Raw genomic sequence first — 26927 nt, forward strand, 5'->3', positions numbered from 1 at the left:
CGCAGGCGCGCTGGCGCGATCAGGCGCCGGCGGCGTCCGCCACCAGCGGATAGACGCCCGACGCATCATGCACCTCGCGCCCCGTCAGCGGCGGATTGAACACGCAGATCACCCTCAACGGCCGCTCGCCGCCGCGCAGCCAGTGCTCGTCGTGCTGGTCCAGCGCATAGACCACCCCGGGGCCCAGGGCGTATTTCCGCCCATCGGCGATGGTCTCGATCTCGCCGTCGCCCTCGATGCACCAGACGGCTTCCAGGTGGTTGCGATAGTGGATGTGCGTTTCGGTCCCGGGAAGGATCACGGTCTCGTGAAACGAGAACCCCATGCCATCGGACGCCAGCAGCACCCGGCGACTGGTCCAGTTGTCCGTGACGATTTCCTGGTCCGTCCCGATGACATCCTTGACGTTGCGCACGATCATCGTCCGCCTCCCGCAACCTTCAGGGGCCTGGAGCGGCGCCCCTCGCCTGCCAGGACTTCGCCCACGCTGCGCTCGACGATTTCCAGTCCCTGCTGCAGTTGCTCGCGCGGAATCGTCAGGGCCGGCAGGACCTTGAGCACCTCGTCTTGCGCGCCGGAAGTCTCGATCACCACGCCCAGCTCAAAGGCCCGCCGCGCGATCCGGCCGGCCAGGCCGTCGCCCACAGGCGTCACCAGCCCCTGGATCAGCCCGCGGCCGCGCACTCCCAGGCCCGCGTCCCTGCAGCTGTGCGCCAGGTTTTCCAGCCAGTCGCGCACCAGGCGTTCCTTGGCCTCGACTTCCTCGCTGAGCGCGGCATCGGTCCAATAGGTCTCCAGCGCCTGGGCCGCCGTGACGAACGCCAGGTTGTTGCCGCGGAAGGTGCCGCTGTGCGCGCCCGGTTCCCAGACGTCCAGTTCGCGGCGCAGCAGCACCAGCGACATGGGCAGCCCGAAACCCGACAGGGATTTCGACAGCGTGACGATATCGGGCGAAATCCCCGCCGCCTCGAAACTGAAGAACCCGCCGGTGCGCCCGCAGCCGACCTGGATATCGTCCACGATCAGCAGCATGTCGTGACGCCGGCACAGGCGCTCCAGCTCGCGCAGCCAGCGCTGCGAAGCCACGTTCACCCCGCCTTCGCCCTGGACAGTCTCGACGATCACCGCCGCCGGCTGGTCCAGGCCGCTGCTCGGATCGTCCAGCATGCGCTCCAGGTAGGCCATGGTGTTCACATCCGGACCGAAATAGCCGTCGTAGGGCATGAAGCTGATGTTGCCCAGCGCCACGCCGGCCGCCTTGCGGAATTTCCGGTTGGCCGTGGCCGCCAGCGAACCGCCCGACACGCCGTGGAAGCCGTGGGTAAAGGAAATCACATTCTGCCGGCCCTTGACCTGGCGCGCGATCTTGAGCGCCGCCTCGACCGCGTTCGTCCCCGTGGGCCCCGTGAACTGCAGCACATAATCCATGCCGCGCGGTTCGAGCACCAGCCGCCCCAGCGTCTGCATGAAGTATTTCTTGGCACTGGTGGCCATGTCCAGGGCGTGCGTCACACCGTCGGATTCCAGGTAGGCCATCATGCGCTCGCGCAGGACCGGGTTGTTGTGCCCGTAGTTCAGGGTGCCCGCGCCGCTGAAGAAATCGATGTAGCAGCGGCCGTCTTCGTCGTAGAGTTCCGAGCCGCGCGCCTTGTTGAAAATGACGGGAAACGACCGGACGTAGCCTCTGACTTCAGACTCCATCCGGTCAAAGATTTTCAAGTCCATGGGTTCCTCCTTTTCTTCGTTCATGGGGTCCGGCCCGATGCATGGACCGGCGGGGTGAACGGGCCGATGCGCAGCAACGGCTCGGCCTCGTGTGCGTCCGGGCCGAACAGTGCGGCGCCGAACAGATCCGTTTCCTCCAGAGCGGCGCCCAGATGGGCCGCCAACCTGGAAAACAGCCTGCGCGAGGCCCTGTTGCCGGGCCCCACGGTGGTCTCGATCCAGCGGATCGGGCACGGAGTCCGGCGCGACAGCAGGCCCAGCAGCATGTCCAGGCCCAGCCCCCGGCCGCGTGCCCGGGGGTCCACCGCCACTTGCCAGACGAACAGCGTATCGTCGCGTCCGGGGGGGCGGTAACCCGACACCATGCCCAACAGGCCTTGTTCATCCTCGGCCAGAATGCAGGTGTCGGGGAAATGCTCCGTCAGGAGCAGATAGAGATAAACGGAATTCAGATCCAGCGGCGGACAGCGCGCCACCAGATCCCGCAGGGCCGGCCCGTCGGCGCGGGCCGGCAAGCGCATGCGAACGCTGCCTTCCGGAGCCGGGCCCGCCGTCAAACCACCAGCCCGGATTCGGGCGCAACGCTACCCACGGGGACGTCCAGCATGGGGGACTGGGGGTCGGCTGCCGGAGCAAGCCCCGTACCGGACTCGATCAGCCCAACCACGCGTTCCAGCGACAGCGTGATCGTGGCCTGTTCCAGTTCGGGCAGCGCCTGCAGTGCCTCGGCCAGCTTCTGCTGCAGCGGCGAAGGCGTATCCCGTGCCAGATCGCGCCCTGCGTCGGTCGCGCTGACGAATACGATGCGGCGGTCCGCTCGGCCGCGCTCGCGCACGATCAGCCCCTTGTCCTCCAGGCGGTCCAGAATGCCGACGACCGTGCTGGCGCTGACGTGGACTTCACGGCTGATGGCCGTGGCCGTCATCGGCCCCTTTTCGATCACGGTTCGCAGGCAGACCAGCTGGGGGCCCGTGATGTGGCTGCAGGCCGATAGCTGCCGGGAATGCAGGGCCACGGCCCGGGTGATGCGGCGCAAGGCCCGCAGGATCCGCAGGTCGTAGGCCTGCTGCGCATCCGTCTGGGTGTTCATGGTCTTGGAAAATCCTCAAAAATTAATTTCTATTGAAATGATAAGACCATGAATCATCTGGGTCAAGAATAAAAAAAACCGCGCCTGGCCGAACCAGGAGCGGTCTTGCGCCACGAGGCCGGGCGCCGGAAGCAGGCCGGTCAGTGCCCCGAATGCGGGTCGATCGGCTCGTCGCTGTGGAAGATCGAGGCGTCCTCCTTGCCCTTCACGGTCAGGAAGCCGGCCAGGCCCTTTTCCATCCGCGACAAGGCATGGTCCACCAGCATGTAGCGTCCCGGGTAGTCGGCCTTGAACTCCACCATCGTGGCCCCGCCCGGCGGCACCAGTGTGGTCTGCACATCGGTCAGCGGCTTGCTGGTGAGCGAGGCCTGGTCGTAGACGCGGTCGAAGACCTCGCCGATGAGGTGCAGGCTGGATGTCAGGTTGGGCCCGCCCACGCCGAAGAAGATCCGCACCGTATCCCCGACCTGGGCTTCCATGTTGTAGACCTTGGTCAATGCATCCATGGAGCCGTTGAACATCATGTGCTCCGGGTTCTCGGCCAGCAGTTTTTCCAGCGAGAACTCCTGCAGGCCGCTGCTGCCGTGCGCCTGCGCGGTGTAGAGCTCGCCCTGCATGACGTAGAACTCGCGATCCACCGCGGGCAGGCCGCCTTCGGGTTCGACCAGGATCATGCCGTACATGCCGTTGGTGATGTGTTGGGCCACCATCGGCGTGGCGCAGTGGTAGACGAACAGGCCGGGATGCAGCGCCTTGAAGGAAAAGGATTTGGTCTGCCCCGGCGGCACCTGCGTCACGGCAGCCCCGCCGCCCGGCCCGGTGACCGCATGGAAGTCCACGGAGTGGATGTGCGTGCTGTCCTTGGCATTGGACACATTGACCGTGACCGTATCGCCCACCCGCACCCGGATGAACGGACCGGGCACCTTGTTGTTGAAGGTCCAGAAGCGGTAGGTGCTGTTGTCGCCCAGCCGGCCCTCGACTTCCGTGGTCAGCAGGTCCACCGTGATTTTCTGCGGCCCGCGCTTGCCCACCGGCGTCCCGACGATGGACGGATCGTGCGCGATCTGGGGCGCCTGGACCTGGGCCTCCTTGGACGGCTCACCCACGATCAGCTTGCCCACCATCCCCGCGGCCTTGTGGCCCGGCAGAGTGCACAGGTACTCGAAAGTGCCGTTCTTGGAAGCACGGAAGACGATGGCCGTGGCCGCGTTCTTGCCCGAGATCTGGTCCGAATGCGCATGGAACTCGGGCACCGCGATGTCGTGGGTGGCCCCATCGTCGTTGATGAGGTTGATCTGCACCACCGCCCCTTCGGGCACCTTCAGGTCGGGATTGACCGCATCGGCGATCGCGCCCCGCTCGCCGATGAACACCAGCTTGCCGCCCGAAATCGACGTGCGCAGCGTGAAGATGACATCCGGCTTGTAGGTGACCGACTGGCCGCTGCCGGCGGCGCCGTCATGCTCTGCCCAGGCCGCTCCGGCCAGCCCCAGGCCGGCCGCGCACAGCAGGAGGCCGCCCAGCAATCGTCCGAAAAAACTCATGACTTCCCCTGTTTGTTTGACGACGAAATTATCCCTGCTTCGATAATGTAGGTTGCGACTTTCAATGTCAACTTGCGATCTGGATACAATTTCGCGCGCAGAGGGGAATCGGCGCAAAAAACCGACAAATCTCAATTTTCACGGCCAAATGCCAGTAAAAGGATAGTGCAGGCACCAAATGTCCTGACAAAGAACTTATAATCCCTCACGAGATCAGGGGCCTTTCCCTGAAGCTCCTTTTTTTGGCAGGTCCTATTTTGCTGGCTGATCCTCCTTCCTCCGGGCCGATCCGCAGGATCAACGCGCCCAGGCGCATTGCTGTGGCGCCCGAGTCGACGCGATGCTCCACCTGCATGCTGAACGCCATCTGCCTGCCGCTGGGCATGACGCGCCAGGACGTGGTCAAGATGGACGAGCTGATCAAGGAACGCTTCCGCCTTCCCAAGGGGGGCACGCTGTATCGCCAGGGCGATGCGGCCGATGCCGTCTATGGCCTGCGGTCCGGATCGCTCAAGACCCAGATCGAGGATGCGAACGGCCAGGTCCAGATCACGGGCTTCCTGCTGCCCGGCGAAGTCCTGGGCCTGGACGGCCTGATGAGCGAACAGCAGGTCTCCCACGCCATTGCCCTGGAAGACTCCGAAGTCTGCATCATCCGGCTGGACGAAATGGACCAGCTGGCGCCCCAGCTGCCTTCGCTGCAGCGCCAGCTGCGCCGCCTGATGAGCAAGGAAATCGGCCGTTCGCACCAGCTGCTGCTGGCCCTGGGCAGCCTGCGCTCGGAACAGCGGCTGGCGGCCTTCCTGCTGAACCTGTCCCAACGGCTTCAGGTACTGGGCTATTCGCCCTATGAATTCATCCTGCGCATGAGCCGCGAGGAAATCGGCAATTTCCTGGGACTGACCCTGGAAACCGTCAGCCGCCTGTTTTCGCGCTTTGCGCGCGAAGGCCTGATCCGGGTCCAGCAGCGCGAAGTCCATATCCTGGACATGGCCGCCCTGCAGGCGCTGTCGGGCACGGACTGCAGCTAGGCCGCCTGGCGGGCGGCCTGCCTGGCCCGGCGCCGCAAAGCCCGGGCACCGGATGCCGGATTCGGCTTTTTCCTATTCGACCGGGTCGCCGAATTCGTCCAGTTCCACCCCGCGCGGGGCGATGCGCAGCGTGAGCGCGCTGGACAGGGCCGCCATGATCCAGAAAATGAAGAAGCCCACGGTGTACACGGTGAGGCGGCCGGCCTGCAGATACCCCAGGAATACGACGTCCAGGGGGTCGACCAGCGCGAACACGACCGCGCTGGCGGCACCTGCCATGAGAAAGGACGGCCACAGGATCCACATCAGATTGCGTGTGCGCAAAACCCGTCTCCCATACGTCAATGATGAATTCAGCGCTGCTGCGCCGGGGCCGCGGGGGCGGTGATGACCAGGCCCTGCCGGGTTCCGCCATCGATGATAGCCTGATCTCCGTAGGACTGGAATGCCAGCACGATGGTGATCACGCAACCGACCACCGCCATGGCCGGGCCCAGGATCAGCAGCCAGGGCCAGCGATGCTGCCACCAGGGCCGGCCTTCGGACAAGCCTTCTGTTTCCCTTGTCTTCGATGTCATGGTGTTTTCCTGTTGGGGCTCAGTTCGGCACATAGAAGCTGGACTGCTCGATCACCGAAGCGGTCTCGCCCGAATCGCGCTGGCCGGTCGTCTCGAAGCGGATATCGTACAGGCCGGGCTTGAGCCCGTCGATGGGGGCCCGCAGCACCACCGGCACCAGCCGGTTGGCCGAGCCTTCGACGCGCACCCGGTCGACTCCCTGGTCTGCGGTCTGCAACACCAGCCCCGGCACGCCGACGGCTTTCAGGTCCAGCTCGATCGGGCTTTCGTCCGAGTTGATGATCTGCAACCGGTAGACATTTTCGACCAGGCCGCCGGCGACTTCGCGCCCGAGCGCGCCCCGATCGCGGATCACGTCGACCCGCAGCGTCGTGCGCGTTGCCAGCGAGAAGACGAACGCGATGGCAATCGCCCCGAGCAGGGCCGAGTAGGCCAGCACGCGGGGGCGCAGCATGCGGCGGCGCACCTGCGACTGGGTCAGCCGTTCCGTGATGGCATTGCCCGAGGTGTAGCGGATCAGGCCGCGCTCGTAGCCCATCTTGTCCATGACGGTGTCACAGGCATCGACGCAGGCACCGCAACCGATGCACATGTACTGCAGGCCGTCGCGGATGTCGATGCCGGTCGGGCAGACCTGCACGCACAGGCTGCAGTCCACGCAGTCGCCCATCCCGGCTTCCTTGTGGTCGATCTTGCGCGAACGCCCGCCGCGCGGCTCGCCGCGCACATGGTCGTAGGTCACGACGAAGGTGTCGTCGTCCACCATCACGCTCTGGAAGCGGGCGTAGGGGCACATGTACTTGCAGACGGCCTCGCGCATGAACCCGGCATTGCCCCAGGTGGCGAAAGCGTAGAACAGCATCCAGAACCACTGCCAGGGGCCGAGGTCGAAGGCCATCAGGTGCGCGCCCAGTTCGCGGATCGGCGCGAAATAGCCGATGAAGGTATAGCCTGTCCACAGGGCCAGGACCACCCACAGGAAATGCTTGGTCGCCTTGATGCGCAGCTTGCGGGCGTTCCAGGGCTGCTCGTCCAGGCGGATGCGGGCCAGACGGTCGCCCTCGACCCTGGCCTCGATCCACATGAACAGCTCGGTGTAGACCGTCTGCGGACAGGCATAGCCGCAGAACAGGCGCCCCGCCATGGCGGTGAAGAGGAACAGCGCAAAGGCCGACAGCACCAGGAGCACCGTCAGGTAGATCACGTCCTGGGGCCAGAGCACCATGCCGAACAGGTAGAACTTGCGCGCGCCCAGATCGAAGAGCACGGCCTGCCGGCCGCCCCATTCGAGCCAGGGCAGACCGTAGAAGATCAGCTGCGTCAGAAACACCATCAGCACGCGGATGCGTGCGAAATTCCCCTGGACGGACCGGGGATAGATCTTGGAGCGGACTTCGGCGAGCGCCTTCTCGACCTGGGGTGAAGTCCCGCCCCCGGACCCCTTGCGTATCCTGCGCACGGGTTGCCAGGCCGGATCGTCGCGCGGCGGCTGCGATGCGGCCTGTGGGGGGGTTTCCTTCTGCATGGTGTCCTCTGTCCGTGAATGTCTTCTGGTCTGTGTGACAGGCCCTATGAATGGATGCGCCGGCGGTCCCCTTCCGGGGCCCCGCCGGCTGTGGTTAGCGGTTGGACAAACCCCAGACCCAGGCCGCCAGCAGGCGGATCTGCTCGGGGGTCAGGTTCTGCTTCTGGGCCGGCATCTGGTTGTCGCGGCCATTCAGGATGGTCTCGACAATGGTCGCCTCGGAGCTGCCGTACAGCCAGACATCATCGGTCAGGTTGGGAGCGCCCAGCGCCTGGTTGCCCTTGCCGTCGATGCCGTGGCAGGCCACGCAGTAGGTCTCGAACCCGCGCTTGCCGGCATTGATCCGCAGCGGATCGTGGGCCAGGCCCGACAGGGAACGGACATACTGGGCGATGGCCGAAGCTTCTTCGGGCTTGACCATCGCCTTCCAGGCCGGCATCACGCCGTGGCGGCCTTCCGTGATGGTATGCAGGATCTGTTCCGGCGCACCACCATACAGCCAGTCGCCATCGGTCAGGTTGGGGAAACCGCGCCCGCCCTTGGCATCGGACCCGTGGCATTGGGCACAGTTGTTCAGGAACAGGCGCTGGCCGATGTTCCGGGCCTGCTCGTCGCCGGCGATGTCCTCGATCGGCATGTCGCGGAAACGCTCGTACACGGGCTGGATGCGCGCGTTGAACGCTTCCTGCTCCTGCAGGACCTGCTTGCCCGCCGTGAAGCCGAGCGTGCCCTTCCAGCTGCCCAGACCCGGATACAGCACCAGGTAGCCCAGTGCGAAGATGCACAGCCCCAGGTACATCACCGTCCACCAGCGCGGCACGGGATTGTTCAGCTCGGTCAGGTCGCCGTCCCAGACGTGGCCGGTGTTCTCGACCTGCTTGACATCGCGCTTGAGCCAGGCGCGCTGGGAAAACAGCAGGTAAACGCACCAGGCGATCCCGCCCAGGGCGATGGCCGCGATGTAATAGCTCCAGAAACTGCTGACGAAATCACTCATTTGATTCCCCGGTGTTCTTGTCGTTCTGATATTCCTCGGGCAGGGCGAAGGGCAGCATCGCCGCCTGCCGGTTGGCTTCGGCACGATGCGCCGACCAGGCCCACCACACGATGCCGACGAATGTCGTCAACGCCAGCACCGTCATGACCCCGTTGATGACGCCGAGCATGTCAACGTCCCCCCTGGACCATGGATTCCTGGGCGGCGGCACGGCCGCCCACGCCCAGGCCCTGCAGGAAGGCCACGACCGCGTCTTCTTCGGTCTTGCCCTTGAGCTGCTCGGGCGCGGCGGCGATTTCCTCGTCCGTGTAGGGCACGCCCAGGGTGCGCAGGACTTTCATGCGTTCCTGGACATCGGTGCCTTCGACCGTGTTCTTCTGCAGCCAGGGATAGGCCGGCATGTTGGATTCCTTGACCACGTCGCGCGGATTGCGCAGGTGGATGCGGTGCCACTCGTCGGAATAACGCTGGCCGACCCGGGCCAGGTCCGGACCCGTCCGCTTGGAACCCCACAGGAACGGGTGGTCGTAGACCGATTCCGCCGCGATCGAATAGGGACCGTAGCGCTGGACTTCCGACTGGAGCTTGCGGATCTGCTGGGAATGGCAGCCCACGCAGCCCTCGCGGATGTAGATGTCGCGGCCCACCAGCCGCAGGGCCTCGTAGGGCCGGACGCCGTCGGCCGCCGTGGTGGTGGAATGCTGGAAGAACAGCGGGATGATCTGCACCAGCCCGGAGAATGACACGACCAGGATGCTGAAGAAGATCAGCAGGCCGACGTTGCGCTCCAGCATTTCATGGGAAAAGCGTTTCTTGGTACCAGACATGGACAACTCCTTAGGCCGACGCCGGCACGGCGGATTGAGGGGCGGCATGGGCATCCGGGCTTTCCAGGGGCACCGCGGGATTGACCCGGGGCTGGCCGCGCACCGTCAGCCAGGTGTTCCAGGCCATCAGGCCCATGCCCGACAGGAAGAACAGGCCGCCGATCATCCGGATGGTGTAGAACGGATAGGTGGACTTCACGACCTCGACGAAGCTGTAGGTGAGCATGCCGTCCTCGCCGGTGGCGCGCCACATCAGGCCCTGCATCACGCCCGCGATCCACATCGAGGCGATGTACAGCACCACGCCCAGCGTCGCCAGCCAGAAGTGCAGGTTGATGAAGTCGGGGCGGGCCATGCTTTCGCGGCCGTACAGGCGCGGGATCAGGTAGTACATCGACCCGAAGGTGATCATCGCCACCCAGCCCAGGGCGCCGGCGTGCACGTGGCCGACCGTCCAGTCGGTGTAGTGCGACAGCGCGTTGACCGTGCGGATCGACATCATCGAGCCTTCGAAGGTGGCCATGCCGTAGAAGGACAGCGCCACCACCAGGAACTTCAGGATCGGGTCGGTGCGCAGTTTGTGCCAGGCGCCAGAGACCGTCATGATGCCGTTGATCATGCCGCCCCAGGACGGCGCCAGCAGGATCAGCGAGAACGCCATGCCCAGCGACTGGGTCCAGTCGGGCAGCGAGGTATACAGCAGGTGGTGCGGACCGGCCCACATGTAGGTGAAGGCCAGCGCCCAGAAGTGCACGATCGACAGGCGGTAGGAATAGATCGGACGGCCAGCCTGCTTGGGCACGAAGTAGTACATCATGCCCAGGAAGCTGGTGGTCAGGAAGAAGCCCACGGCGTTGTGGCCGTACCACCACTGCACCATGGCGTCCTGCACCCCGGCGTAGGCGGAATAGGACTTCCACAGCGACACCGGCAGTTCCAGGTTGTTGAAGATGTGCAGGATCGCGATCGTCAGGATGTAGGACCCGAAGAACCAGTTCGCCACGTAGATGTGCTTGACGCGGCGCTTGGCGATGGTGCCGAAGAACACGATGGCGTAGGCGACCCAGACCAGGGTGATCAGGATGTCGATCGGCCATTCGAGTTCGGCGTATTCCTTGGTCGAGGTGTAGCCCAGGGGCAGCGTGATCACTGCGCCCACGAGCACGGCCTGCCAGCCCCAGAAGGTGAAGGCGGCGAGTTTGTCGGAGAACAGGCGCACCTGACAGGTACGCTGCACGACGTAGTAGGACGTGGCGAACAGGGCGCTGCCGCCGAAGGCGAAGATCACCCCGTTGGTGTGCAGCGGCCGCAGCCGCCCGTAGCTGAGCCACGGCGTGTTGAAGTTCAATTCAGGCCAGATCAGCTGCGATGCGATCAGTACGCCGACAGCCATCCCCACCACGCCCCAGAAGATCGTGGCGATGGTGAACTGTCTGACTACGCCGTAATTGAAGGTTTCGGCCGGTGTTCCGGCTGTACCGGTCGTGCCCATAAGCGTTCCCCTCAGAACAAGGTTAAGACATGAATTTTTGAAAAGCTGAATAATCCCCTAGCCGACCTGAAACATCTTTGATCCAGGTCAAGCCTCCCCGGGATGCGGCCGGTCGTCATCGTCCAGGATGGCGGTGGCGGCGTCCCGGGTGTCGTCGAACTGGCCGGCGAAGATCGCCCACCAGAACGCCACCCCGATTCCCAGAACGAACAGCAGGGAAATCGGCAGAAGCAGGAATAAGGCATCCATGGCCATCAACCCGGCATGGCGTTGGCGCGCCGGACGGTTGGCCGGCGCTCGGCCGCGGCACCGGGAGGCAGGCGCGACAGGCGCCAGGCGTTGGCCGCGACGGCCAGGGAGGACAGCAGCATGGTGATGGCGGCCACCCAGGGCTGCACCCAGCCGCAGGCCGCCAGGGGCGCCATCAGCAGATGCCAGGCCAGGGAGCCATGGAGATTCTGGCGCGCGACGCGCCGCATGGCGCGGTCCAGCGCGGCGGCATCGGGGACGCCCGCGTCGCCGGCCCGCAAGCTTGCCGCGTGACGGGCTGCCAGGGCGGCCGGCACCGACATGGACAGGGCGCAGGGACAGCTCATGACCAGCAAGGCGACAGTGACGGCGACCGCCTGATCGGGCTGGACGTTCCACCAGTACAGGCCGACCAGGACGGCCAGCAGGATCTGGGCACAGACGAAACGGAAGGCCAGGCGATCTGCGGCATGCAGCAGTTCGGCATCGCTGCCGCCGCGGGCCTGGCCGCTGACGGCCTGGCGGGCGCAGGTTTCCAGGAAGCGGGCCGTCAGCAGGAAAGCCACGAACATGGAGACCGAATCGAAATAGACTTCTCCCGCATCGCGCCAGGTGGCGACGACGCTGGGTACGAAGGCAGCCAGGATGCCGAGCGCCACCGGCACGTCCATGCCCACGCGCCAGCGCGACAAGGCACGCCATGCGCCACGCCATACGGGCCAGGCGCAGTACAGCACCAGGGGAACGCACAGGATCAGGCTGAGCCAGTTCATCAGCACGATGGCCTGCTCGAGGGACTGCTGGGCATCGGGAGCGCGCGCACCATGGCGCAGGTAGCCAGGGAAGGCCAGCATCATGACCTGCATCATCACCAGCCAGGCCAGCCCGGTACGGGCCAGCATGTGGCGCCGCGCGCTGCGCATGGCATCGGTCATGTTCGGCGGTGGAGTGAAGAGGGAAGGAGCGCGCATGCGAGCACTATAGCCACGCGCCAGAATGCAAACCTTGATGCAGATCAAAACCCCAACCCGTCTGGGGATATCTCCGCCGCCGGGCTGCAGGCGCCACAAAAAAAAACGGGAAGGCGGAAGCCTTCCCGAAAGCACACTGCAGGGAAGCCCCTTCTTCTTCCCTGCCCTCTCTCAACTGATCGCGATCAGGCCGCCTGTGTCTCGTGGGCCTGGTCGAACTGGGCTTCCTCGGTCGAGCCGGTCAGCGCCGTGGTGGACGACTGGCCGCCCTCGATGGTCTGCGTCACGGCGTCGAAATAACCCACCCCGACCTCGCGCTGGTGCTTGACGGCGGTGAAGCCCTTGTCGGCGGCGGCGAATTCCTTCTGCTGAAGTTCGACGAAGGCGCTCATCTGCGTGCGGGCATAGCCGTGGGCCAGTTCGAACATGCTGTAGTTCAGGGCATGGAAGCCGGCCAGCGTGATGAACTGGAACTTGTAGCCCATGGCGCCCAGCTCGCGCTGGAACTTGGCCACTGTCGCGTCGTCCAGGTTCTTCTTCCAGTTGAACGACGGCGAGCAGTTGTAGGCCAGCATCTTGCCCGGGAACTGGCGGTGGATCGCCTCGGCGAACTTGCGCGCATAGTCCAGGTTGGGCGTGGAAGTCTCGCACCAGATCAGATCGGCGTAGGGCGCATAGGCCAGTCCACGGGAAATCGCCTGCTCCAGGCCGGCGCGGGTGCGGTAGAAGCCTTCCACGGTGCGCTCGCCGGTCACGAAGGGCGCATCGTTCTCATCGATGTTGCTGGTCAGCAGATCGGCGGCCTCGGCATCGGTGCGCGCCACCAGCAACGTGGGCACATTCAGCACGTCGGCCGCCAGGCGGGCCGACACCAGCTTGGCCACGGCCTCGCGCGTGGGCACCAGCACCTTGCCGCCCATGTGGCCGCATTTCTTGACGGAAGCCAGCTGATCTTCGAAGTGCACGCCGGCGGCACCCGCCTCGATCATGGACTTCATCAGCTCGAAGGCGTTGAGCACGCCGCCGAAACCGGCCTCGGCATCGGCCACGATCGGCGCGAAATAATCGATGTAGCCCGCGTCACCCGGGTTCTTGCCTTCCATCCACTGGATCTGGTCGCAGCGCGTCAGGGTGTTGTTGATGCGCTTGACCACGCTGGGCACGGAATTGGCCGGATACAGCGACTGGTCGGGGTACATCTCGCCCGCGATGTTGGCATCGCCCGCCACCTGCCAGCCGGACAGATAAATGGCCTTCAGGCCGGCCTTGACCTGCTGCATGGCCTGGTTGCCGGTCAGGGCGCCCAGCGCGTTGACGAAGTCCTCGGTGTGCAGCAATTCCCAGAGCCGCTCGGCGCCGCGGCGCGCCAGCGTGTGCTCCACCACCACCGATCCGCGCAGACGCACGACTTCATCGGCGCCGTAGCCCCGCTTGATGCCCTGCCAGCGGGGATCCTCGGCCCAGCTGCGTTGCAGATTGCGCACTTCGTTCTCACGTGAGGTCATGATGCTGCTCCTGAAAAGAAAAATGAATCATCGTTGGAGAAAAGTCTACGCTGATGATGCGCTGCACACATGACTTCTATCTTATATAAGATAGAAAATTTTATTCAATATAATCAATTAATTACAAAATTAATTCCATGTTATGAAACTATATTCCTGACGATGAAAAATAACGATGCGCAGCGCAGCATGGAGATTTCACATGCTGAAACGCAAAATCCATGATATGAAAAACGACCGCGGCGCTGGTGCGGCAGCAGGGCAGTAGAATGATGGCGCCGTCCCCGCACGGGACACCAGACAGTCTTCTTCGCGACGCCATGAATCCCGATACCCTTTCCGCCAGCCCCCTGGGCCGCTCCACCCCGGGCTCGGCGCGCTACGATCCTACCCTGCTGTTCCCGATCGCCCGCGTCGATACGCGCGCCGGGCTGGATCTTCCCCAGGCGGCCCATGGCGCCGACATCTGGAACGCCTACGAGATGTCCTGGCTGAGCGCCAAGGGCAAGCCGGTGGTGGCGATCGGCCGCTTCACCGTGCCCATGGACAGCCCCTGCCTGATCGAGTCCAAGTCGCTCAAGCTCTACCTGAACAGCTACAACGAAGAACGCTTCGAATACGCCGACATCGTCCGCCAGCGCCTGCACACGGATCTCTCGCGGGCGTGCGGCAAGCCGGTGCATGTGGAAATCCTGTCGGTGCGTCCGGCCTTCGAGCTCAGCTGCGCGCCGCTGCGCGGCACCTGCATCGACGACCAGGACCTGGAATTCGAGGCTGTCCAGACCCCGCAGCCCGACAGTCTGGTCCTGTCGGAACCGGCGCCTTTCGTGCGCGAGATCCTGGTATCCGAACTGCTGAAGTCCAATTGCCCCGTGACCGGGCAGCCGGACTGGGCCAGCCTGCAGATCCGCTATGCCGGCCCGCGCATCGACCATGCCGGCCTGCTGCGCTATATCGTGTCGCTGCGCCGCCACCAGGAATTCCACGAGCTCTGCGTGGAGAAGATCTACGGGGAAATCATGCAGCGCTGCGCGCCCGAGGAACTGCTGGTCTACGCGCGCTACACCCGGCGAGGCGGGCTGGACATCAATCCATGGCGGGCCAGCTACCAGCCCACCGACATCGGCCAGACGCGAACGCTGCGGCAGTAGGAAGGACGCGGCGCCCCTAGGCCCGGTCGCGGATCTCGGGCCAGGCCTTCTTCAGGTAATAGCACATCGACCAGACCGTGAGGATGGCGGCGATGACGATCAGGATTTCGCCGACAATGCGCGTGGACACGCCATCCAGGGGCTGCCAGTACAGCAGGCAGGGAATGGCGACCATCTGCGCGGCGGTCTTGAACTTGCCCAGCCAGTGGACGGCCACGCTGCTGCTGGCGCCGATCTTCGCCATCCATTCGCGCAGGGCCGAGATGGTGATTTCGCGGCCGATGATCACCAGGGCGATCAGGGAATCGACGCGGCCCAGGTCGAGCAGGATCAGCAGCGCCGCGCATACCATCAGCTTGTCGGCCACCGGATCGAGAAAGGCGCCGAAGGCGGAAGTCTGGCTCCAGCGCCGCGCCAGCCAGCCATCGAGCCAATCCGTGACGGCGGCGACGATGAAGGCCAGGGCGGCGGCCGTGTCGCGCCAGCCGGACCCTGTCCAGGCGTCGGGCAGATAATAAAGCCCCACGATCAGGGGGATCATGGCGATGCGCAGCCAGGTCAGGGCGATGGGGATATTGAACGGCATGATAAGCGTAATACTACCCTAAGGAATCTTCGGCCGCCGCGGCGGTGCTCCTATCTCAGGGCATGGTAGATGCGTTCGGCCAGGGCCTGGGAAATGCCCTCGACGCTGCGCAGTTCGTCGATGCTGGCATCCACCACCCCGCTGAAGCCGCCGAAGCGCGCCAGCAGGTTCTGGCGCCGCTGCTTGCCCACGCCCTCGATATCTTCCAGGCGCGACACGTTGCGGGCCTTGGCCCGCCGGGCACGCATGCCGGTGATGGCAAAGCGGTGGGCTTCGTCGCGGATCTGCGCCACCAGCATCAGGGCGGCGGATTCCACGCCCAGCGCCACCGGAGGCCTGCCGTCGACGAAGACCAGTGTTTCCAGGCCGACCTTGCGATGGTCGCCCTTTTTCACCCCGACGATGCGGCTGACGTCCAGGCCCAGATCGACGAAGACCTGATGCGCAACCCCGACCTGGCCCTCGCCGCCGTCGATCAGCACCACATCGGGCATCTCGGCATCGCCGTCGGCCACCCGCGTATAGCGTCGCGTCAGCGCCTGGCGCATGGCGGCGTAATCATCGCCCGGCCGGATGCCGGCGATATTGAAGCGCCGGTACAGTGACGGCTGCATGGCGTGATGGCGGTACACCACGCAGGACGCCTGGGTGGCCTCGCCCGCCGTATGGCTGATATCGAAGCACTCGATGTGCAGGGCATCGAGCGCATCGTCGTCCGTGTCCAGGTCCAGCTCCACGGCCAGCGCCCGGGTGCGTGCCTCGCGCGCGCTGGATTCGGACAGACGCTGGGCCAAGGCCATCCTGGCGTTTCGCTGCGCCTGTTCCAGCCAGGCACGGCGCGCCCCCTGGGGACGGGTCAGCACACGGATGCGATGACCGTGCTGCTCGGCCAGCAGGGCCATCAGGTCGGGGTCGGACAAGGCATGCGAGCACACCAGCACGGGCGGCGCCGGATTGTCGGCATAGTGCTGCGCCACGAAGGCGCTCAGCACTTCTTCGGCCGACTCGTCCTGGGCCTGGGTGGGGAACAGCGGCTTGTCGCCCAGGTGACGCCCGGCCCGCACCATCGCCAGGTTGACGCACACGCGCCCGCCCGCCATTTCCACCGCGATGATGTCGACGCTGTCGTCGCCCACCTGCTCCATGGTCTGCTGCTGCAGCACTTTTGCCAGCGCGCGCATCTGGTCGCGCAGCGCGGCGGCCTGCTCGAAATCCTGGCACTCGGCGGCGGCAGCCATGCGTTGCTCGATGTCTTCCATGACCTCGCCTGCACGGCCTTCCAGGAAACGGATCGCGCGCTCGACGTCGGCCTTGTAGTCCTCGGGCGAGATCAGGTCGACGCAGGGCGCGGAGCAGCGGCCGATCTGGTACAGCAGGCAGGGGCGCGTACGGTGGGCATAGACGCTGTCTTCGCAGGTGCGCAGGCGGAAGACCTTCTGCAGGATCTGGATGGTTTCACGCACCGCCCAGGAATTGGGATAAGGGCCGAAGAAGCGTCCCGGACCATGGGTGCTGCCCCGGTAGTACACGATGCGCGGGGCCTCGTGCGCGGTGATGTGCAGGTAGGGATAGGACTTGTCGTCCCGGAACAGGATGTTGTAGCGGGGCTTGAGGCGCTTGATCAGGTTGTTTTCCAGGATCAGGGCCTCGGCCTCGGTGCGCGTGACCGTGATTTCGGTGCGCGCCACGCGCGCCAGCATGTGCTCGATGCGCGGGCCGTGGCCGGACTTCTGGAAATACGAACTGACGCGGCGTTTCAGGTCGCGTGCCTTGCCGACATACAGGACCTCGCCCTGGGCGTCGATGTGGCGGTAGACCCCGGGCAGGTGCGGCAGGTCAGATAGAAAGGTTTTCAGATCGAAGGCTTCGGGCACGGAGATACCTCGGATCGGACAACAGCCCCGTCCAATCGGGTGCTGGCCGGGACGGCATCAGCCGCCGGATGCGGCGCACGGCCTGGGGATCCAGCGAGCGGTCCGCCAGAGTGGCCAGCAGTTCGTCGGCCAGATCGGGACGATTGCACACCAGGACCATGTCGCAGCCGGCTTCGAGCGCGGCCCGGGCGCGGGCGCCGATGTCGCCGGCCACGCTCGCGCCTTCCATGGTGAGATCGTCCGAAAACACGACGCCATCGTATTCCATCCGGCCGCGCAGGATGTCGGTCACCCAGCGGCGCGAGAACCCGGCCGGCTCGGGCGCCACCTGCGGATAGATGACATGCGCCGGCATCACGGCCGGCAGCGCCAGGTCGCCCAGCCACTGGTACGGCGCCGCATCCGCTTCCAGGATCTCGTCCAGCGATCGGTCGTCCACGGGAACCGCCAGGTGGGAATCGGCCGCCACGGCGCCATGGCCCGGAAAATGCTTGCCGCAGGCGGCCATGCCGGCCTGGGACAGCCCCTGGATTAGCGCGCGGGCCAGCAGGGCCACGGCGGCCGGGTCTTCGTGCAGCGCACGGTTGCCGATCACCTGGCTGACGCCGTAGTCCAGGTCCAGCACCGGCGTGAAGCTGAAATCCACGCCGCAGGCCCGCAGCTCGCTGGCCAGCACGAAGCCGGTCTCGGTGGCCGCGCGCAGGGCCGCCTGGGGATCCCGGTCGTACCACTGGCCGAACACCCGCATCGCCGGCAACGGCGTAAAGCCGTCCGTACGGAAGCGCTGGACCCGGCCGCCTTCATGGTCGACGGCGATCAGCAGGGGTTCGTCGCGCGCGCCGTGGATGGCGGCGCACAGGGCGGCAAGCTGCGCCCGATCGGCAAAATTGCGCGCGAACAGGATCACCCCGCCGACCTGCGGGTGCCGCAGGCGGGCGCGCTCTTCGCCGGTGAGTTCGAGCCCGGCCACGTCGACCATGACGGGCCCCGGGGCCATGGCGGCGCGGCCGCCCGAATGCGCATTCTGTTGCGAGGTCATGCGATGCTTTCCTTGGAATCGGCGACGGCGGGCAAGGGCTCGATCACGACGAAGGCCGCCACCATGTCGGCCTCGTCGGTCATCGATACGTGCGCCCGTCCGAAGCGGGTGGCATACCAGTCGGCCAGGGGGCCGGACAGGCGGATCTCGGGCGCGCCGCCGGGACGGTTGAGGACCTGCACCCGGGACCAGGTCATGGGCATGTGGATGCCCAGCCCGATCGCCTTGGAAAAGGCTTCCTTGGCCGCGAAGCGGGTCGCCAGGTAACGGATGCCCCGGCTCGGGTCGCGCGCCTGGCGGCGGCGGTGTACGAGCTGTTCGTCCGCACCCAGGATGCGGCGGACGAAACGGTCGCCGTGGCGCGCATAGATACGCTCGATGCGCTCGACCCGCAGCAGGTCGGTGCCGATGCCGGCGATGGATCCAGTGGACACGAAGGACTCCGAAATAGCGACAAGGGCGGAGCGCCGGGCCGTCAGTCCGGCCGGGCGCAGGTTACAGCCGGATGAAATGCTCCCGGTAGTGCTTGAGCTCGTCGATCGATTCCTGGATATCGGCCAGCGCCTCGTGCTTGCTGGCCTTGACGAAGCTGCGATAGACCTCGGGTTTCCAGCGCAGGGAAAGTTCCTTGAGCGTGCTGACGTCCAGGTTGCGATAGTGGAAGTAGGCCTCCAGCCGGGGCATGTACTTGACCATGAAGCGGCGGTCCTGGCCGATGGTGTTGCCGCACATCGGCGACTTGCCGGCCGGCACCAGCGGCGCCAGGAATTCCAGCAGGATGTCCTCGGCTTGCGACTCGGTCAGGGTCGAGGCCTTGACCTTGTCGATCAGGCCGCTCTTGCCATGGGTGGACTGGTTCCATTTGTCCATGCCGTCCAGCACGGCATCGTCCTGGTGGATCACCAGGACGGGCGCCTGCGCCACCGGGGTCAGGTCGGGCTCGGTGACGACCATGGCGATTTCCAGGATGCGCTCTTTTTCCGGGTCCAGGCCCGACATTTCCATGTCGAGCCAGATCAGGCGCTGATCGTTCGCGGCCATATCCTATAATCCTTTGCTGGCAAAGACCCGATTTTCGCACATTGGCCGGACGGACATGCTGACCCTCTTGTTTCTCGCCTGCCTGGTGGGCGACCTGCTCCTGCGCTACTGGCTGGCGCGCCGTCAGATCCGCCATGTGCTCGCGCACCGCGATGCCGTTCCCGCCGCCTTTGCGGACCGCATCGGCCTGCACAGCCACCAGCGCGCGGCCGACTACACCGTGGCCCGCTGCCAGCTGTCCATGATCGAACGCATCGTCGAAGCCGCCGTGCTGCTGGGCCTGACCCTGCTGGGCGGCCTGCAGGCTCTGGACCTGGCCCTGGGCCGCCTGATCGAATCCGAACTCTGGCGCCAGATGGCGCTGGTGGGCTCCGTGCTGGCCCTGCTGGGCGCCGTCGGGCTGGTCTTTTCCGCCTGGCGCACTTTCCGCCTGGAAGCCCGCTTCGGCTTCAACCGCATGACGCCCCGACTCTTCATCACCGATGCCCTGAAGATGCTGGCCGTCACGCTGGTGCTGGGCACGCCGCTGCTGGCCGCCATCCTGTGGATCATGGAATCGGCCGGCACCGACTGGGCGTGGTGGGCCTGGGGCGTATGGGTGGGCTTCAACCTGCTGGTCCTGTGGCTCTACCCCAGCTTCATCGCCCCGCTGTTCAACCGTTTCACGCCACTGGACGACCCCGAACTCACGGAGCGCATCCACGCCCTGGCCAAGCGCTGCCGCTTCGGCCTGTCGGGCCTGTTCGTCATGGACGGATCGCGGCGCTCCGCCCATGGCAACGCCTATTTCACCGGCTTCGGCCGCCACCGCCGCATCGTGTTCTTCGACACCCTGCTGTCGCGCCTGAACACCGACGAGGTCGAGGCTGTCCTGGCCCACGAGCTGGGCCACTTCGCCCACCGCCACATCCTGCGGCGCATCGTCATCGGCTTCACCGCGGCCGGCGTTCTGCTGCACCTGCTGGCCTGGCTGTCCACACAGCTCTGGTTCTACACCGGCCTGGGCGTCATCCCGCAGCTGGGTCGGCCCAACGACGGCCTGGCCCTGGTCCTGTTCATGCTGGCCCTGCCGGTGCTCACGTTCTGGACCACCCCGGTCGCCAGCCTGCTGTCCCGGCGCGACGAATTCCAGGCCGACCGCTACGCGGTGCGGCAATGCGGCGCGGCCCCCCTGTCCAGCGCGCTGGTGAAGCTCTATGACGACAATGCCGCCACGCTGACGCCGGACCCGATCCATTCCGCCTGGTACGACAGCCACCCGCCGGCCCCCGTGCGCATCGCACACCTGCGCGATGGCTGAACCCGCCCCGCTGCAGGGCCGCATCGTCGCCGCCCACGGACGCCACTACGACGTCGAAATCGACGGCGGCGACCGGCGCCAGTGCTACACGCGGGGCAAGAAAGCCGGCCCGGCCGTGGGCGACCGGGTCAACGTACGGCCCGAAGGCCGCCAGGAAGGCGTCATCCTCGACATCCTGCCGCGCCGCAATCTGTTCTACCGCTCCGATGCGCAACGCAGCAAGCAGTTCGCCGCCAACATCGACCAGCTGCTGCTGGTGCTGGCATCCGAGCCCGAGTTCTCCGACGACCTGGCCGGCCGCGCGCTGGTGGCGGCCGCCAGCGCCGGGGTGCCGGCGATCATCGTGCTGAACAAGGCGGACCTGCCCGGCGCCGCCGCGGCCCGCGCTCGGCTGGCGACCATCGAGTCCCTGGGCACGCCGGTCATCATGCTCAGCGCGCTGGACACGGCCCAGGTGCATTCGCTGCTGGCACCCCGGCTGCAGGGCCGCGTCACCCTGCTGCTGGGCCAGAGCGGCATGGGGAAATCCACCCTGCTCAACGCGCTGGTGCCCGAGGCCCTGGCGGCAACCCAGGCACATTCAGAGGCCCTGGGCACCGGGCGCCACACCACCACCCGCACGCAGCTCTACCCCCTGCCCGAAGGCGGCGGCCTGATCGACTCGCCCGGCTTCCAGGCCTTCGGCCTGCAGCACCTCAGCATCCACGACATCGAGCAGGGCTTCCCGGAATTCGCGCAGCCGATCGCCGCATGCCGCTTCTACAACTGCACCCACCGCCACGAACCGGGCTGCGGCGTGCTGGCGGCGATCGAACGCGGCGAGGTGCGCGCCGAGCGCCATGCGCTCTACATGCGCATCCTGGCCGAAAACGAGGCGGCGCGGCGGTACTGAGCGCCCACGATCCTGGCCCCGGGGCCGGTATTGTCACAAAATGGGGGTCTCGACCGTCTGGATGCCGACATGAACGACGCGACCCTCACATTCAATCTCCACCGGCCCCGCCTTCAGGGCATCGCCTACCGCATGCTCGGCTCCTGGGCCGAGGCCGAAGACGTCGTCCAGGACGCCTGGCTGAAATGGCATGCGGCAGACCAGGGTGCCCTGGCGAACATCGAGGCCTGGCTGGTCTCCATCACCACCCGCCTGTCCATCGACCGGCTGCGGGCCGCCAAGGTCCGGCGCGAACACTACATCGGCGCCTGGCTGCCGGAACCCGATCTGGCCGACCTGACCGATCCGGCGCCCTCGCCCGAGCAGGCGCTGGAACGCTCGCACGACGTCTCCTATGCTCTGCTGGCCGTGCTGGAACGGCTCTCGCCCGAGGCTCGCGCGGCCTTTCTGCTGCGGGACGTGTTCGACGAGGACTACGGCGAGATCGCCCGGGTGCTGGATCGCTCCGAAGCCTCGTGCCGGCAACTGGTGCACCGCGCCCGCACCAGGCTCAGGGACGAACGCAAGCCGATGGCCGTGGCGCCGGAAACGCAGCGGGACCTGCTGCAGGCTTTCGCCCAGGCCGCTTCGAGCGGGGATTTCACGGCGCTCAAGTCGGTTCTGGCGGCCGAGGCACAGCTGGTCGGCGACGGAGGCGGCAAGGTTCCCAGCTTTGGCGTGCCGCTGCGGGGCGGCCAGCGCATCGCGCAGCTCTACCTGGCCACCTGCCTGCGTTTTCGCGGCCGCGTGCGCTGCGAGATCGCCCTGGCCGCGGGCCAATGGCGGTTGCTGCGCTTCATCGACGGCAAGCTGGAATCGGCGCAATACCTGGAGACCGATGGCACGCGCATCACCCGCATCCACGCACAGCGCAACCCCGACAAGCTGGCGCAACTGGCGCAAACGCTGGGCTGCGAACTGAGCGCGCTGGCCTGAGCCAACTTTTTTGCAGTTTTTTTCGCCGGGCCGTCACAAGGCGGCCCGGCCGTTCGTCTTGAGTGTGAACCCTTCAAAAACTTTCACTCGAGGTGATCTCATGTCGCATCCCCGCCTGAACTGGACCAGCATCGCGCCCAAGACCTACAGGGCCATGATCGGTGTCAACGCCACGCTTGCCGAATCCACGCTGGGCCCGATCCTGTCGGACCTGGTCCAGACCCGTGTCTCGCAGATCAATGGCTGCGCCTTCTGCCTGGACATGCACGCCCGCGACCTGCGCAAGCACGGCGAGAGCTGGCAGCGCATCAACAGCCTCTCGACCTGGCGCGAGACCGACCTGTACAGCGCCCGCGAACAGGCAGCGCTGAACTGGGCCGAAACCATGACCCGCCTGGCCGACCGGCATAGCGACAGGGATGCCGATTTCGCCGCGCTCCAGGCCGAATTCAGCGAGCAGGAAATCATCGAACTCTGCTGGACGATCGCCGCGATCAACTCCTGGAACCGGATGGCCATCGGCATGCGCGCGCCCATCTCCGCGGAACCGATCGCCTGATCGCACCCTCCCCTTTCATTTTCCGGGGAACAGGCGTTTCCCGGACCCATTCAAGGATTTCCTGATGAAGATCGTCATTATCGGCGGCACCGGCCTCATCGGCCGCAAACTCTCGGCGCGGCTCGAGCAGGCGGGTCATGCCGTGCTGGCCGCCTCTCCCTCGACCGGCGTGAACTCGGTGACGGGCGAAGGCCTGGACCGCGCGCTGGAAGGCGCCGAGGTGCTGATCGACGTCACCAACGCGCCTTCGTTCGAGGATGCTGCCGTGATGTCGTTCTTCCGCGCCTCCACCGCCAACCTGCTGCGCGCCGCCAGCGAGGCCGGCGTCCGTCATTACATTGCACTGTCGGTCGTGGGCCTGGAGCGCCTGCCCGGCAGCGGCTACTTCCGCGCGAAGATCGCCCAGGAAGCCCTGATCACGCACAGCGGAATCCCCTGCACGATCGTCCGGGCGACGCAGTTCTTCGAGTTCCTGGGCGCCATTGCCCAATCCTTCACGCAGGACGGGATCATCCACGCTCCCAGCGCACTGCTGCAACCCATGGCTGCGGATGACGTTGCCGCGGCACTTGCCCGGGTCGCGTCCGAACCGCCCCTGAACGGCATGCGCGAAGTCGCCGGCCCCGCACCGTTCCCCCTGGGCGATCTCTTGAAGAAGGTGCTGCCGGCACAGACCGCGACGCAGATCGTCCGGGATGACGAGGCCCGGTATTTCGGCGACCGGATCGATGACGCATCCCTGATGCCCGGCGCCCAGGCTCGGCTCGGCACCCTTTCCCTGGAAGCCTGGCTGGCTGCCCAGGCCGGCACAGGCCGCTGATGGAGCCCACCATGCAGGTATCCGCACCCCGGATCGCACTCATCACGGGCGGTGGAGCAGGCATCGGCCTGGCCGCCGCCAAGGCCTTCGCCGCTTCAGGCACCCGCGCCGTGATCACCGGCAGGAACGAGGCTCGCCTGGCAGCGGCTGCCCGGCAGACACCCGGCATCGACTATATCGTCGCGGACGCATCCAGCGAAACGGATGCGCAACGCGCCGTCGCCACCACCATCCAGCGCTGGGGAAGGCTGGATGTTCTGGTCAATAACGCGGGCGACGGTGCCATCCTGCCGCTTGCCCAGGCCGAGGCCGACCGCATCGCCTCGATCTTCGCCACCAATGTCATCGGCCCTTCGCTGCTGGCGCGCGCCGCCCTGCCCCATCTGAAGGCATCGGGCGGTTCCATCATCAATGTGTCGAGCACCTTCGGTCACAAGGCGGCCCCCGGACTCTCGCACTATGCCGCCAGCAAGGCGGCCCTGGAGCACATGACCCGCTGCTGGGCACTGGAATTCGCGGCGGACGGCATCCGCGTCAACGCGGTGGCCGCCGGGCCGACCGAAACCCGATTCCTGGAAGAGCGCATGCGTTTGTCTCCCGAGCAGGTCGAGGCCGTGAAGGCCGACGAACGCGCCCGCATCCCCATGGGCCGGCGTGGCAATCCAGAGGACGTTGCACCCTGGATCGTTTCGCTGGCCGCACCCGGCGCGGCCTGGATCACCGGCCAGGTCCTGCGCGTCGACGGCGGCCTGGTCATCACCTGAGGCCGCACACCGCCCCACCCCCTCATCAAGGAACACTGCCATGTCCCATCCAAGAATGCTCGCAGCGCTGCTTTGCCTGGCCTGCACCACTGCCGTGGCTGCACCGCCGTCCGCCCCCGCCCCCATCGTCACCGAGGTCCTGCGCCAGGACCTGCCCGACATGCCGGGCAAGGAAGCGCTGATGCTGCTCGTGGAATATCCGCCCGGCGGCGTCGATCCGGTCCACAGGCACGATGCCCACGGCCTGATCTACGTCCTGGAAGGAAAAGTGGTCATGGGCGTGCAAGGCGGCCGGGAGACGACCCTGGGCCCCGGACAGGCCTTTCACGAAGGTCCGGAAGACGTCCACACCGTCGGCCGCAATGCCAGCGCCACGGAACCGGCACGGTTCCTTGCGGTGCTGATCAAGGACGAAGGCAAGCCCGCCGTCCTGCCGGCCCACTAGGCAGGGCCTGCGCAAACTCCGGGTGGGGCCGCCGGGCCGTGGTGCCCGTCGCGGCCTTCAGCGCCGCCCGGATCCGGCGGGCGGGCGGCCGGACCCGATGCCGGAACCAGGCCCCGGGGGCAAACCGCCTTCGGCTGGTTTGCCGGCGTCAGCAATCAGGATGCCCTGCGAGGCCGACAGGAAGCGATAGAAATTGCGAATCAGGACTGCCGTAGCGCCCCAGATGAAATGGGATTCCCAGCGGATCGAGAAATAGCACCTGCCATGCCCCAGGGCCGTTTCCAGCCGGTGCAGCACATGCCGGCCCGGATCCATCAGGATCTCCAGGGGCACCTCGAACACCTCGGCCACCTCGGATTCATCGGGCCGGACATGAAAACCAGGCAACAGTTCGCCGATCACGGGCGTCATCAGGAACTGCGTCGTGGTCAGCAATGTCGGCTGCGTGCCGATCACGTGGACGAAGCGCCGGTCGACACCGATTTCTTCCCGGGTCTCGCGCAGGGCCGCTGCGATCGGGTCGCGGTCGGAGGATTCGATGCGGCCACCCGGAAAACTGACCTGGCCCGCATGATGATGCAGGTGCGCGGCACGCCGCGTGAACAACACGTGCAGGCCGGCTTCGCGCTGGACCAGCGGCATCAGGACCGCCGCCTGGCGAGCCTGGACATGCAGAGCCCCGCCAGGATCGAAAGCCTGCGCGAACAGAGGTTCGACCCGCCAGTCGACCGGACGCTGGAACGCCCGGCGAATGTAGTCCAGCTGCAGGCACTCCGAAGGCAACACCGGCAGCGGAGCGCTGGGCAGGACGGGCTGGACCTGAGGGTCGAAGCTGGTGGCGCGATCCCCATCCGAGCCCGGCAACCGATACGACATGAAACCCCGATGATGAAATTCCGGCACGGTTCAATTGTGCCGGAAAACCAGCCCCCGCGCCGCGCCTTTGGCTTGCGCGCAAACGCAAGCCTGCATGCTGCCTGGCCCGGTCACGGCATGGTTCATGGTTACGATCCCATGTGCTGACCGGTCGTCCGGGGCCGCTTTTTACCTTGGGGGGCAGTCCGACGGCAAAAAAACAAGGCACCCGGAACGGGTGCCTTGGATTGATCCGCGATGCCGCGATCAGACGGCCTTGCGAACCAGCTTTTCCTTGATGCGAGCGGCTTTGCCCGTCAGGTTGCGCAGATAATACAGTTTAGCACGGCGGACGTCGCCACGGCGCTTGACTTCGATCGAGGCGATCTGCGGCGAATACAGCTGGAAAGTACGCTCGACGGCTTCGCCCGACGAGATCTTGCGCACGGTGAAAGCGGAATTCAGGCCACGGTTGCGGCGGGCGATGACCACGCCTTCGTAGGCCTGGGCGCGCTTGCGCGAGCCTTCGACCACGTTGACATTCACGATGACCGTATCGCCAGGGGCGAATTCGGGGATGGTGCGGCCTTCGGTGAGGCGCGCGATTTCTTCTTTTTCGAGGGTTTCGATCAGGTTCAAGATAGGCTCCAGGGCATCATGGATACCGGGCGTTGAAGTATGGGAATACCGGGCCAGAGGATGCAAACACGGGATTATATCAGAACCCGGCTGCCGCACCCAGCCACATCATGCCCGGGATCATGGCCGCCCAGGTCAGTACCATGAGGACGTCGCCCGCCAGGGCCGCCATGCGGCGCCAGCCGATCCGCAGGCCCGCACGCGGCCGATGCACCCGGGCTGCCTGGCGAACCGGGGCGGAACCGCCCCACCGGCCGGCGCGCCCGGCGGGCCGGCCGCCCCACGACCCGCCCGCGACCCAGGGCCCCTGCAGCACACCCCGGGCATTCGCGCGCACGGAGCCCCGCCGCGCCGCGCCACGCCCGGAAACACCCGCGCCAGCCCATGCCCAAGTTCCATTCCAAGCCATCGATCCAGCCATGTCGAATCTCCCAGGTGCGCCCGGCGCGA

General features: G+C 66.1%; 32 protein-coding genes. 9 read left to right on the top strand and 23 right to left on the bottom strand.

Annotation, left to right across the window (positions count from 1 at the left end; genetic code table 11):
• Positions 1-19: 19 nt before the first annotated feature.
• The 5 genes from ABD022_RS03815 to nirK form a co-directional block, all read right to left on the bottom strand.
• Positions 20-421 carry an ectoine synthase gene (locus ABD022_RS03815; protein WP_325126861.1) on the bottom strand — a complete coding sequence of 134 codons (402 nt, stop codon included), beginning with the start codon at positions 419-421 and terminating at the stop codon, positions 20-22.
• The gene (ectB, locus tag ABD022_RS03820; protein ID WP_325126860.1) at positions 418-1725 is read right to left on the bottom strand and encodes a diaminobutyrate--2-oxoglutarate transaminase; all 1308 of its coding nucleotides are present in this window, start codon (positions 1723-1725) and stop codon (positions 418-420) included. Before ectB ends, ABD022_RS03815 begins: the two co-directional genes overlap by 4 nt.
• 20 nt (positions 1726-1745) lie before the next feature.
• A complete protein-coding gene (gene ectA, locus ABD022_RS03825) occupies positions 1746-2246 on the bottom strand; it encodes a diaminobutyrate acetyltransferase (RefSeq protein ID WP_343820112.1) in 501 nt (166 codons plus the stop codon).
• Between the two features lie 32 nt (positions 2247-2278).
• Positions 2279-2815, bottom strand: a complete 537-nt coding sequence (locus ABD022_RS03830) for a MarR family winged helix-turn-helix transcriptional regulator (RefSeq protein ID WP_325126856.1) — start codon at positions 2813-2815, stop codon at positions 2279-2281.
• A 140-nt stretch (positions 2816-2955) separates the two neighbouring features.
• Positions 2956-4362, bottom strand: coding sequence for a copper-containing nitrite reductase (gene nirK, locus ABD022_RS03835; protein WP_325126854.1), 1407 nt, complete (start codon positions 4360-4362; stop codon positions 2956-2958).
• Between the two features lie 353 nt (positions 4363-4715).
• On the opposite strand from nirK, the gene ABD022_RS03840 reads away from it, so the two are divergent.
• Positions 4716-5393 carry a helix-turn-helix domain-containing protein gene (locus tag ABD022_RS03840; protein ID WP_325126852.1) on the top strand — a complete coding sequence of 226 codons (678 nt, stop codon included), beginning with the start codon at positions 4716-4718 and terminating at the stop codon, positions 5391-5393.
• 72 nt (positions 5394-5465) lie between these two features.
• Here the strand turns inward: ABD022_RS03840 and ABD022_RS03845 are convergent, their stop codons facing one another.
• From ABD022_RS03845 to aceA, 10 genes are all read right to left on the bottom strand, one after another.
• Positions 5466-5717, bottom strand: coding sequence for a hypothetical protein (locus ABD022_RS03845; protein ID WP_325126850.1), 252 nt, complete (start codon positions 5715-5717; stop codon positions 5466-5468).
• 29 nt (positions 5718-5746) lie between these two features.
• Entirely contained in the window at positions 5747-5971 is a 225-nt protein-coding gene (locus ABD022_RS03850) for a hypothetical protein (protein ID WP_325126848.1), read from the bottom strand.
• A 19-nt stretch (positions 5972-5990) separates the two neighbouring features.
• Positions 5991-7496, bottom strand: coding sequence for a cytochrome c oxidase accessory protein CcoG (gene ccoG / locus ABD022_RS03855; RefSeq protein WP_325126846.1), 1506 nt, complete (start codon positions 7494-7496; stop codon positions 5991-5993).
• 94 nt (positions 7497-7590) lie between these two features.
• Positions 7591-8493: a cytochrome-c oxidase, cbb3-type subunit III gene (gene ccoP / locus ABD022_RS03860; RefSeq protein WP_343820116.1), complete on the bottom strand. Its 903-nt coding sequence runs from the start codon at positions 8491-8493 to the stop codon at positions 7591-7593.
• The gene (locus ABD022_RS03865; RefSeq protein WP_325126842.1) at positions 8486-8662 is read right to left on the bottom strand and encodes a cbb3-type cytochrome oxidase subunit 3; all 177 of its coding nucleotides are present in this window, start codon (positions 8660-8662) and stop codon (positions 8486-8488) included. Before ABD022_RS03865 ends, ccoP begins: the two co-directional genes overlap by 8 nt.
• A 1-nt stretch (position 8663) precedes the next feature.
• A complete protein-coding gene (ccoO, locus tag ABD022_RS03870) occupies positions 8664-9320 on the bottom strand; it encodes a cytochrome-c oxidase, cbb3-type subunit II (protein WP_325126840.1) in 657 nt (218 codons plus the stop codon).
• Between the two features lie 10 nt (positions 9321-9330).
• Positions 9331-10812 carry a cytochrome-c oxidase, cbb3-type subunit I gene (gene ccoN / locus ABD022_RS03875; protein ID WP_325126838.1) on the bottom strand — a complete coding sequence of 494 codons (1482 nt, stop codon included), beginning with the start codon at positions 10810-10812 and terminating at the stop codon, positions 9331-9333.
• Between the two features lie 87 nt (positions 10813-10899).
• A complete protein-coding gene (gene ccoS, locus ABD022_RS03880; protein WP_325126836.1) occupies positions 10900-11061 on the bottom strand; it encodes a cbb3-type cytochrome oxidase assembly protein CcoS in 162 nt (53 codons plus the stop codon).
• A gap of 5 nt (positions 11062-11066) precedes the next feature.
• On the bottom strand, positions 11067-12032 hold the full coding sequence (locus ABD022_RS03885) for a P-type ATPase actuator domain-containing protein (RefSeq protein ID WP_325126834.1): 966 nt from the start codon (positions 12030-12032) through the stop codon (positions 11067-11069).
• Positions 12033-12217: 185 nt separating this feature from the next.
• Positions 12218-13537: an isocitrate lyase gene (gene aceA, locus ABD022_RS03890; RefSeq protein ID WP_343820120.1), complete on the bottom strand. Its 1320-nt coding sequence runs from the start codon at positions 13535-13537 to the stop codon at positions 12218-12220.
• 320 nt (positions 13538-13857) lie between these two features.
• Between aceA and queF the strand changes: the two genes are divergently transcribed.
• Complete coding sequence (gene queF / locus ABD022_RS03895; RefSeq protein WP_325125906.1) at positions 13858-14688, top strand: NADPH-dependent 7-cyano-7-deazaguanine reductase QueF; 831 nt, start codon at positions 13858-13860, stop codon at positions 14686-14688.
• 16 nt (positions 14689-14704) lie between these two features.
• Here queF and pgsA read toward each other — a convergent pair whose 3' ends face one another.
• From pgsA to orn, 5 genes are all read right to left on the bottom strand, one after another.
• Positions 14705-15274 carry a CDP-diacylglycerol--glycerol-3-phosphate 3-phosphatidyltransferase gene (gene pgsA, locus ABD022_RS03900; RefSeq protein WP_325125908.1) on the bottom strand — a complete coding sequence of 190 codons (570 nt, stop codon included), beginning with the start codon at positions 15272-15274 and terminating at the stop codon, positions 14705-14707.
• Positions 15275-15324: 50 nt separating this feature from the next.
• Positions 15325-17148 carry an excinuclease ABC subunit UvrC gene (gene uvrC / locus ABD022_RS03905; RefSeq protein ID WP_343820122.1) on the bottom strand — a complete coding sequence of 608 codons (1824 nt, stop codon included), beginning with the start codon at positions 17146-17148 and terminating at the stop codon, positions 15325-15327.
• Positions 17111-18187 (bottom strand): beta-N-acetylhexosaminidase, encoded by a 1077-nt coding sequence (gene nagZ, locus ABD022_RS03910; RefSeq protein ID WP_325125912.1) that lies wholly within the window; start codon positions 18185-18187, stop codon positions 17111-17113. Before nagZ ends, uvrC begins: the two co-directional genes overlap by 38 nt.
• Positions 18184-18621 (bottom strand): holo-ACP synthase, encoded by a 438-nt coding sequence (gene acpS / locus ABD022_RS03915; protein ID WP_325125913.1) that lies wholly within the window; start codon positions 18619-18621, stop codon positions 18184-18186. The genes nagZ and acpS overlap by 4 nt, the downstream gene beginning before the upstream one ends.
• A gap of 61 nt (positions 18622-18682) precedes the next feature.
• Positions 18683-19228 carry an oligoribonuclease gene (orn, locus tag ABD022_RS03920; RefSeq protein WP_325125915.1) on the bottom strand — a complete coding sequence of 182 codons (546 nt, stop codon included), beginning with the start codon at positions 19226-19228 and terminating at the stop codon, positions 18683-18685.
• A gap of 55 nt (positions 19229-19283) precedes the next feature.
• Between orn and ABD022_RS03925 the strand changes: the two genes are divergently transcribed.
• The 7 genes from ABD022_RS03925 (at position 19284) to ABD022_RS03955 (ending at position 24983) form a co-directional block, all read left to right on the top strand.
• Entirely contained in the window at positions 19284-20528 is a 1245-nt protein-coding gene (locus tag ABD022_RS03925; protein ID WP_343820123.1) for a M48 family metallopeptidase, read from the top strand.
• Entirely contained in the window at positions 20521-21420 is a 900-nt protein-coding gene (rsgA, locus tag ABD022_RS03930) for a ribosome small subunit-dependent GTPase A (protein ID WP_325125919.1), read from the top strand. The genes ABD022_RS03925 and rsgA overlap by 8 nt, the downstream gene beginning before the upstream one ends.
• 69 nt (positions 21421-21489) lie before the next feature.
• Positions 21490-22395: an RNA polymerase sigma-70 factor gene (locus tag ABD022_RS03935; RefSeq protein WP_325125921.1), complete on the top strand. Its 906-nt coding sequence runs from the start codon at positions 21490-21492 to the stop codon at positions 22393-22395.
• Between the two features lie 100 nt (positions 22396-22495).
• Positions 22496-22954 (top strand): carboxymuconolactone decarboxylase family protein, encoded by a 459-nt coding sequence (locus ABD022_RS03940; RefSeq protein ID WP_325125923.1) that lies wholly within the window; start codon positions 22496-22498, stop codon positions 22952-22954.
• A 64-nt stretch (positions 22955-23018) separates the two neighbouring features.
• Entirely contained in the window at positions 23019-23774 is a 756-nt protein-coding gene (locus tag ABD022_RS03945; RefSeq protein WP_343820125.1) for an SDR family oxidoreductase, read from the top strand.
• 11 nt (positions 23775-23785) lie between these two features.
• A complete protein-coding gene (locus ABD022_RS03950; RefSeq protein WP_325125927.1) occupies positions 23786-24538 on the top strand; it encodes an SDR family NAD(P)-dependent oxidoreductase in 753 nt (250 codons plus the stop codon).
• Positions 24539-24578: 40 nt separating this feature from the next.
• Entirely contained in the window at positions 24579-24983 is a 405-nt protein-coding gene (locus ABD022_RS03955; RefSeq protein WP_325125929.1) for a cupin domain-containing protein, read from the top strand.
• 57 nt (positions 24984-25040) lie between these two features.
• On the opposite strand, the gene ABD022_RS03960 is transcribed toward ABD022_RS03955, so the two are convergent.
• The 3 genes from ABD022_RS03960 to ABD022_RS03970 form a co-directional block, all read right to left on the bottom strand.
• Positions 25041-25859 carry a CoA pyrophosphatase gene (locus ABD022_RS03960; protein ID WP_325125931.1) on the bottom strand — a complete coding sequence of 273 codons (819 nt, stop codon included), beginning with the start codon at positions 25857-25859 and terminating at the stop codon, positions 25041-25043.
• Between the two features lie 246 nt (positions 25860-26105).
• A complete protein-coding gene (rplS, locus tag ABD022_RS03965; protein WP_325125933.1) occupies positions 26106-26477 on the bottom strand; it encodes a 50S ribosomal protein L19 in 372 nt (123 codons plus the stop codon).
• A gap of 79 nt (positions 26478-26556) precedes the next feature.
• Entirely contained in the window at positions 26557-26814 is a 258-nt protein-coding gene (locus ABD022_RS03970) for a hypothetical protein (RefSeq protein ID WP_325125935.1), read from the bottom strand.
• Positions 26815-26927 lie beyond the last annotated feature (113 nt).

This window comes from Castellaniella daejeonensis, from assembly GCF_039523555.1.
GTDB classification, from domain to species: Bacteria; Pseudomonadota; Gammaproteobacteria; order Burkholderiales; family Burkholderiaceae_B; genus Castellaniella; species Castellaniella daejeonensis.